Below are 7,962 nucleotides of genomic sequence, written 5' to 3'. Positions count from 1 at the left end.
GCCCGGCTCCGACCTGACGCGGCTGCCGGTGGCCCTCGACCCGCGGGGCCTGAGCCTCGTCGAGGGCGTGCGCGCGGCCTTCGCCTTCGCGATCGTGCTGCTGGCCAACGAATGGATTCAGTGGCCGCCGCTCCTGACGATGGCGCTCGCGGCCAACCTCACCTGCTTCTGCGACACCGGCGGCCCGATCCGCATCCGCCTGCGCGTGCTCACCGCCTTCTCGGTGCTCGGCGCCATGATCTGGGGCGTGTTCGGGCTGATCCAGCCCTACGGCCCGCTCGTGGTCGTGCCGGCCGCCTGCGCGGTGATCTTCGCCTGCGCCTACGCCCGCGTCTGGAGCGTGCAGGCCCAGGCCGCGGGCAACGTGCTCGTGGTGGTGCTCTGCATCGCCATGGACCGGCCCTTGAGCCCGCAGGAAGCCGCGATCATCGCCGCGATGTTCCTCGCGGGCGGGCTGTGGGCGACCGTACTGGCGCTGGTGCTGTGGCGGCTGCACCCCTACCGCGCGGCCCATCGCGCCATCGCCGAGGTCTGGCACGCGCTCGCGCGGCTGACCGGCGATCTCGAGAAGCTCGCGGCCGCGCCCGAGACGGTGGCCGCCGCCTTCGACGGCCATGCCCGCGCCCACCGCCGCGGCGTCCGCGCCGGCATCGAATCCGCACGTGCGCTCCTCCTCGACCTCGCGCGCTCCCGCGAGCGCGTCTCCGAGCGCACGGCACAGGCGCTGCTGCGCCTGGAGACGGCCGAGCAGCTGTTCTCCGGCCTGATCGGCATCGCCGAGCTGATCGAGAGCGCACCCGAGCCGCACCGACGCGCCGCCGCCAAGCTGTTCCTGCGGCGCCTGCGCCCGCTGCTGATCGCCATCGCCCGGGCGATCCGCGACGACGTCGACCTCGATCTGCCGCGCCTGGATCCGGCGATCGCCCGCGCCACGGAAGGGCTGGAGGCGACGCCGATCCTCGCGCGCCTGGCCGAGCGCATCATCGAGCGCGTCCGGATCGGGGCCAAGCTCTCGACGCCGGAGGGCTACCGCCCCGGCGGGGCGCTCGCCGACGGCGGCAGCCTCGACTGGCGCACGCGGTTCTTCGGGCCGCTGCGCACCAACTTCACCCTCGCCTCGGCCAACCTCCGCCACGCGGTGCGCGCCAGCGCGGTCTGCGCCCCGGCGCTCGCGGCGACGCTGATCTGGGCCGGCCCGTTCTCGCATTGGCTGGTGATGACCGTGGTCCTCACCATGCAGCCGTTCTACTCGGCGACGTGGCAGCGGGCGCTGGAGCGGATCGGCGGCACCGTGCTCGGCGGCCTCGTCGGCGCGCTGCTGGCGCAGATGGCGACGACGCCGCTGATGCAGATCGCGCTGATCCTGCCGTTGAGCATCGTCGGCTTCGCCGCGCGGCAGGTCAGCTACGGCGTCTTCGTCGCCTGCCTGACCCCGCTGATCGTGCTGCTGATCGAGGTGATCACGCCCGGCCATTCCTCCTGGGAGGTGGTCGGCATGCGTGCGCTGTTCACCATCCTCGGCGGGCTGATCGCCGTGGTCAGCTGCCTGCTGCTGTGGCCGATCTGGGAGCCGGACCAAGTCCGCAAGGAACTGCGCCGCGCGCTCGCGAGCCATGCCGCCTTCGCGGAAGCCGCCTTCGCGGAGACGCCGCTTTCGGAGCGCGAGGCGAAGCTCTCGACCTGTGCCCGGAGCGCCGGCCTCGCGCTCAACGACCTCGAAGCCGCCCTGTCGCGCGCCCTGCAGCAGCCGCGCGCCGGTCACCACCCGGAGGTCGAGGCGGCGATGGTCGCCGACGCCACGCTCCGGCGGATCAGCGCCCGCCTCACCGTGCTCCGCCATGCCGGCGCGCCGGCGGGCGCGGAGGACGGCCCGTGGAAGGCCTGGATCGCGGCGACGCTCGCGGCGCTGGCCGAGCACCGCTATCCGTTGCCGGACCGCCCCGATGAGGCGCGCAGCCCGCAGCTTCAGCGCCTCGTCGCCCAGGTCGACCTGCTCACCGGCACCCTGCGGCCGGGGCAGGTGCGGGAGACGCCGGTGGGCGCGGTCGCGTGACCCGCGCCCGACCGGCTCAGTTCAGCGCCTGCGGCTCGGCCTCCTGCAGGAAGGCTGCGACCTCGCGGAAGAACTGCATGCGGTTCTTCTCCATCATCACCGTATGCGTGCCCTCGCCGAGCTCGACGAAGCGCTTGTAGGGGGCGTTCGTCAGCTGGGTGAAGTATTCCTGCGCCTGGTAGCTCGGCAGGTCGGCGTCCCATTCCGCGTGGATGATCAGGGTCGGGACGCGAATTTCGCCCGGATCGTAGAGCGGCTTTCCCGCCTGCCAGTAGGCCTGCGAGTCGGCGACGACGCCGTTCGGCGCGCGCAGCACCGGCGGCGACGAGGCTGCGCCGGCCGCGTCGGTGGCCCAGGTCGCATCCGCCCATTGCTCGAACCAGCCCGCCGGGATCAGGTCGGTGCGCTTGTCCCCAGCGACGCCCTTGAGCCAGCGGTCCCGGGCGCTGTCGCGGGTGACGGTGCGGTAGGCGCCGAGCGGCCCGGAGGTGCCGAGGTTCGGCGGCGCCTTGGCGATCCATTGCGGCGCGTAGAGCACGAGGCGGTTGACCCGGTCGTTGTGGGTCGTGGTGTAGAGCCCCATGGTCGAGGTGCCCCAGGACCATCCCATCAGGTCGAGTTTTTCGACGCCGCGCCGCTTCAGGATGTAGTCGACGGCGACGCCCACGGCCTTCGCCGCGTCGGCGGTGCGCATGAAGGGCGGGTTGTCCGCGGCCGGCCGGTCCATCTGCTTCGGGCGGCTCGAGAACCCGTAGCCGGGCAGGTCCACGAGGTAGACGTCGAAGCCGAGGCCGGCCAGGTAGTCCATCATCGACAGGCCGGCGAGCGGCAGGTCGAACGCCGTCGAGGCCGGGTAGGTCGCCCCATGGACGTAGAGCAGGATCCGGTCGGCGGCGAAGCGCGCCTGCCCCGCCGGGTGCTTGTTGCGGACGTAGAGCTCGATCCCGTCCTCGCCCGTCGGCACGCGGAACTCCTCGCGCGCGATGGCGGGTGCCGCCGGCTCGCGCGCCAAGGCCGGCGTCGCCGCCAGACCGAGGCCGAGGGCGGCGAGGCCGCGGAAGACGTCCCGGCGCGGCACGGCGCCGAGGTCCGGGTCCGCCGCGTTTCGGCCTTCGGCCGGCGGTTTCTGCTTCGATGGTGCGGGCATCGTTCTCTCCCATGCGGATCTGGCGTCCGATGCAGGAGATGAATCATTCCCGCGGCGCCCAGGCAACGGAGATCGCAGCGCAGCGCGGACGATCATCGGCGATCGTCGCCCGACGATCGGCCATCCCTATCGCGCTCACGGAAAAAACACGCTGCCGCGTCCGCGCGCATCGCGCCGTTTCCCGTATATCGGCGCGGGACATCGAGAGCGGACACGACCTTTGGAAGACGCGTTGATCCGGTGGCTGCAGTCCACCGCACATCTGAGGGCCGACGTCGCGGCCGTGATCGGCACCGTGCTGGCGCTCGGCGTCACCCTGCACGCGCTGCTGCGCAAGCGCCGGGTCAGCGTCGCGGTCGGCTGGATCGGGCTCGCCTGGCTGTCGCCGGTGTTCGGGACGTCCCTGTACCTGCTGTTCGGGATCAACCGGGTCGAGCGCCGCGCGCGCAAGTTCCAGTCGAAGCCCTCCGCGGCGCCCGGCGCGCTGAGCACCGAGGACGCCATCGTCCCCGAGGTGATGTGGCCGCTGGACAGGGCGGTGCGCCGCATCTCCGGCCTGCCGGCGCTTGCCGGCAACACGATCCGCCTGTTCCGCAACGGCGACGCGGCCTATCCGGCGATGCTGGCGGCGATCGGCGCGGCGCGAACCAGCATCGCCCTGTCCAGCTACATCTTCCGCGACGATCCCACCGGACGGACCTTCTGCGCGGCGTTGAAGGAAGCGCAGGACCGCGGCGTCGCGGTGCGGGTGATCATCGACGGCATCGGCGGCGGCTACTTCCGCGCCGCGGCCTTCCGGCGCCTGCGGGCCGCGGGCGTGCCGGCCGCCCTGTTCATGCATTCGGGCCTGCCCTGGCGCATGCCGTTCCTGAACCTGCGCACCCACAAGAAGCTGCTGATCCTCGACGGGCGCGAGGCCTTCACCGGCGGCCTCAACATCTCGCAGCCGAACCGCCTGCGGACGCGCCCGGACCACCCGATCCGCGACACCCATTTCCACGTCGCCGGCCCGGTGGTCGAGCAACTGATGCTGGCCTTCTCGGCTGATTGGGCCTTCGCCGACGGCGGTGCGCTCGAAGGGCCGGACTGGTTCCCCGACCTCCAACCGGTCGGGCAATCGATCGCGCGGGTCGTCGTCTCCGGGCCCGACGCGGACGTCGAGAAGATCGAGTTCGTGATCCTGCAGGCGCTGGCCTGCGCGCGCAGCTCGGTCCGCGTCGTCACCCCCTACTTCCTGCCGGACGAGGTGGTGATGAACGCCCTCATCCTCGCCAGCCAGCGCGGGATCACGGTGGACATCGTCATCCCGCGGATCAGCGACCATCACTTCATCGATTGGGCGACGCGGGCGCACATCGCGCCGCTGCTGCGCAACGGCGTGCGGATCTGGCTCGACGAGCCGCCCTTCGACCATTCCAAGGCGACGGTGGTGGACGGCGCCTGGTGCTTCGTCGGCAGCGCGAACTGGGACATGCGCAGCTTCCGGCTGAACTTCGAGCTCAACGTCGAGATCCACGACGCCGATCTCGCCGCGCAGCTCGAGAGCTTCATCCGCGCCAAGATGGAGACGCCGCTGACCCTGGACGCGATCAACGCGCGGGTCTTGCCCGTCCGTTTGCGCGACGCAGGCGTGCGACTGCTGCTGCCATACCTCTGAAGCGCAGGCGCGGCGCCTCGCCGGGCGGGGCCGGGCTGAGATGGACGACGATCGGGCGGTGGTCTGAGGGCCCGCGCGGCAGCACCGCGTGCTCGCGGCAGACGAGGCCGCGCACCAGGCAGCGGTCGAGGCGCAGCGGCACCATCTCGACCATCGCGTGCGTCGGCCGGCGCGGGCCGACGTCGCGGAATCCCGGCACCAGCGCCGGCCCGACGATGTTGTAGTCGCCGAGGATCGCCGAGCGCTCCGGCAGCATCCCGACGATCCGGCGCAGCTGGCGCCGGTTCAGCATCTGGCCGTGCGACAGGTGCACGTTGGCCACGCCGAAATCGCCGAAATCGAGCACCTGGCAGACCCGGTGCACGACCGCGCCGGACGGCAGCTTGACGACCGTCGGCGTCTTCGCCCACGGGGTCGGGCACCACATCGCCAGGCCGTGGATGCGCCCCGGCAGCGGCACCCAGGCATAGGATCCGCCGACGCGGTCGGTGATCCCGGCGATCTCGCGGGTCGCCTCCTGCATCAGCAGCAGGTCCGGCCGTTCCTGCTCGATCAGGGCGACGACGTCCTCGACCGCCGCGCCCGTGCGCCGCAGCAGGTTCCAGCTGACGACCTTGCGCGACACCGCCGCGGCATCCGCCTGGCGGATCGGCGCCGGCGCGACCGAGTCGAGGCCGAGGGACGCCGGGGAAACCTGGATCGTTGCCATGCGGGCCGTTCGTGCTCCTGACGGCGCTCGCCTGACAGCCCCGGGCAGGCGCGAGACCGGGACGGGGTGCGGGGGTATCACGCCCGCGTCCCAACGCGCGACCGATGATCCCGTTGCCCTGTTGACGCAACCACCCTCGACCCTTGAGCCTCGCGGCGCGAGCGCCCAGAATCCATCTCGATCCGTTCGGACCTGCCGCGGGGCAGCGCTCCGGATCCCGAGGACCCAGATCACGGGGACCATGACGCGTTTCACGTTCATCCACGCCGCCGACCTGCATCTCGGCAGCCCGCTCGCCGGGCTCTCGGCGCGGAACGCCGAGATCGCCCAGCGCTTCGCCTCCGCCGGCAGGCGCGCGTTCGAGGACCTGATCGGCCATGCGATCGAGGCGCGCGTCGCGTTCCTGATCGTCGCCGGCGACGTCTACGACGGCGACTGGGCCGACCACTCGATCGGCCTGTTCTTCGCCCGCCAGGTCGCGCGGCTCGACCGGGCCGGCATCCCGGTGGTCTTGGTGCGCGGCAACCACGACGCCGAGAGCGTGATCACCAAGGCGATCACCCTGCCGGACGCGGTGCGCACCTTCTCGACAAAGAAGCCCGAGACCCTTCGCCTCGACCACCTGAAGGTCGCGCTTCACGGGCAGAGCTTTCCCAACCGGGCGGTCGACGAGAACCTGTCGCTGGCCTATCCGGCCGCCGTGCCGGGCTGGTTCAACATCGGCGTGCTGCACACCTCCTGCACCGGGCACGCTCAGCACGCGACCTACGCGCCCTGCTCCGTCGCCGACCTGCGCGCGCGCGGCTACGACTACTGGGCGCTCGGCCACATCCACGAATATGCCGAGCTGTCGCAGGATCCCTGGATCCTGTTCCCGGGCAACCTCCAGGGTCGCAGCATCCGCGAATGCGGCCCCAAGGGCGCCGTCGTGGTGGAGGTCGGCGACGGGCAGGTCACGGCGGTGCGACGCCTGATCGTCGATCATGCGCGCTTCCACAGCCTCACGGTGGCGGTCGACGCGGCCGAGAGCGAGAGCGAGGCGGTGGCCCTGGTCGAGGCGGCTCTGCGCCCGCTGGCGGCGTTGGCCGAGGGCCGCCTGCTCGCAGTCCGCGTGCACCTCACCGGCGTCACCGCCGCCCACGACCGGCTCGCCGCCGACCGCGAGAACCTCACCGCCGAGATCCAGGCCGCCGCCGACCGCGTCCACGAGGACATCTGGCTGGAGAAGCTGAGGATCGACACCGCCCGCCCGAGCAGCGGCCCGCGGGAGAACGTCGTCGACGCCATCGACCCGGCGACGCTCCTCGCCGAGATCGACCACGACCCGGAGTTTCGCGCGCGCGCGACCGCCGCGCTCGCCGAGATCGCCGCCAAGATGCCGGCGGCCGAGGACGGCGACCTCGCCGCCGATCTCGATACCCTCTGCGCCGAGGCCGAAGCGATGATCCTCGGCCGCCTGACCAAGCGCGCATGCTGAGACGCGCGACTTCACCGGACGCTCGCCGAAGCCCGGCGGTGCGGAGACACCCATGCGCCTGCTGAGTCTCGACCTCGAACGCTACGGCCCCTTCACCGGCCGCCGGGTCGACTTCCGCGCCGATGCGCGCCTGCATGTCGTCCTCGGCGCCAACGAGGCGGGAAAATCCTCGGCGCTCGCCGCGGTGACCGACCTGCTCTTCGGCATCGGGACACGGACCGCCTACGCCTTCCTTCATGAGATGCCGCAGCTGCGGATCGGCGCCGAGATCTGCAGCGCCGACGGGCGGACGCTCTGCTTCCGCCGCCGCAAGGGCAACCGCAACACCCTGGTCGACGCCGACGACGCGCCCCTGCCGGAGACCGTGCTCGCGCCCTTCCTCGGCGGCCTGACCCGCGAGGTGTTCTGCCGCGCCTTCGGCCTCGACGCGAACAGCCTGCGCGAGGGTGCCAGGGAGATGCTGCTCGCCGAGGGCGAGCTCGGCGCCAGCCTGTTCGCGGCGGCCTCGGGCCTGCGCGGCTACAGCGACCTTCAGAAGAGCCTCGAGGCCGAGTCCGACCGGATCTACGGGCCGCGCAAGCGCCAGGACCGCAGCTTCTACCAGGCGTTCGACCGCTACGAGGACGCCCGGAAGGCGATCCGCGACACCGGCCTGCGCGCCGGAGACTGGCGCGACCTCAACGACAGCATCGCCACGGCCGGGAAGGCGCTCGACGCGATCAAGGCCGAGCGGATGCGTATCGCGGCCGAGCAGGCGCGCCTCACCCGCCTCCGGCGCGTCGGCCCGCTGCTCGCCGAGATCGATGGGCTCGCAGCGCGGGACGACGCCGAACCGGGGCTGGTCGAGGTTCCCGACGCCTGGGTCGACCGCCTCGGGGAGGCCTGCGCCGCGTTGCGCGCCCGGCAGGCGGACGCCGCG

Annotated in this window: 6 protein-coding genes; 4 read left to right on the top strand and 2 right to left on the bottom strand. The window is 72.2% G+C overall.

The features are described 5' to 3' along the window. Positions 1-2,053 (top strand): FUSC family protein (locus tag FV223_RS14980; RefSeq protein WP_246689690.1); only part of this gene is annotated, 2,053 nt, incomplete at its 5' end. A gap of 16 nt (positions 2,054-2,069) precedes the next feature. Here FV223_RS14980 and FV223_RS14975 read toward each other — a convergent pair. Then, entirely contained in the window at positions 2,070-3,200 is a 1,131-nt protein-coding gene (locus FV223_RS14975) for an alpha/beta fold hydrolase (RefSeq protein WP_147727787.1), read from the bottom strand. Positions 3,201-3,420: 220 nt separating this feature from the next. On the opposite strand from FV223_RS14975, the gene FV223_RS14970 reads away from it, so the two are divergent. Then, positions 3,421-4,857, top strand: coding sequence for a phospholipase D-like domain-containing protein (locus tag FV223_RS14970; protein ID WP_147727786.1), 1,437 nt, complete (start codon positions 3,421-3,423; stop codon positions 4,855-4,857). On the opposite strand, the gene FV223_RS14965 is transcribed toward FV223_RS14970, so the two are convergent. After that, positions 4,790-5,566 (bottom strand): endonuclease/exonuclease/phosphatase family protein, encoded by a 777-nt coding sequence (locus FV223_RS14965; protein ID WP_147727785.1) that lies wholly within the window; start codon positions 5,564-5,566, stop codon positions 4,790-4,792. The two genes, FV223_RS14970 and FV223_RS14965, sit on opposite strands and share 68 nt — an antisense overlap. Before the next feature lie 241 nt (positions 5,567-5,807). On the opposite strand from FV223_RS14965, the gene FV223_RS14960 reads away from it, so the two are divergent. Both FV223_RS14960 and FV223_RS14955 read left to right on the top strand, forming a co-directional pair. Beyond that, on the top strand, positions 5,808-7,043 hold the full coding sequence (locus tag FV223_RS14960; protein ID WP_147727784.1) for a DNA repair exonuclease: 1,236 nt from the start codon (positions 5,808-5,810) through the stop codon (positions 7,041-7,043). 52 nt (positions 7,044-7,095) lie between these two features. Beyond that, the coding region (locus tag FV223_RS14955; protein WP_147727783.1) for an AAA family ATPase at positions 7,096-7,962 on the top strand (867 nt) is incomplete at its 3' end.

Source organism: Methylobacterium sp. WL116 (genome assembly GCF_008039455.1).
Classification (GTDB): Bacteria; Pseudomonadota; Alphaproteobacteria; order Rhizobiales; family Beijerinckiaceae; genus Methylobacterium.
Note: the sequence above shows the minus strand (reverse complement) of the source record. Positions and strands in the feature narration are given on the sequence as shown.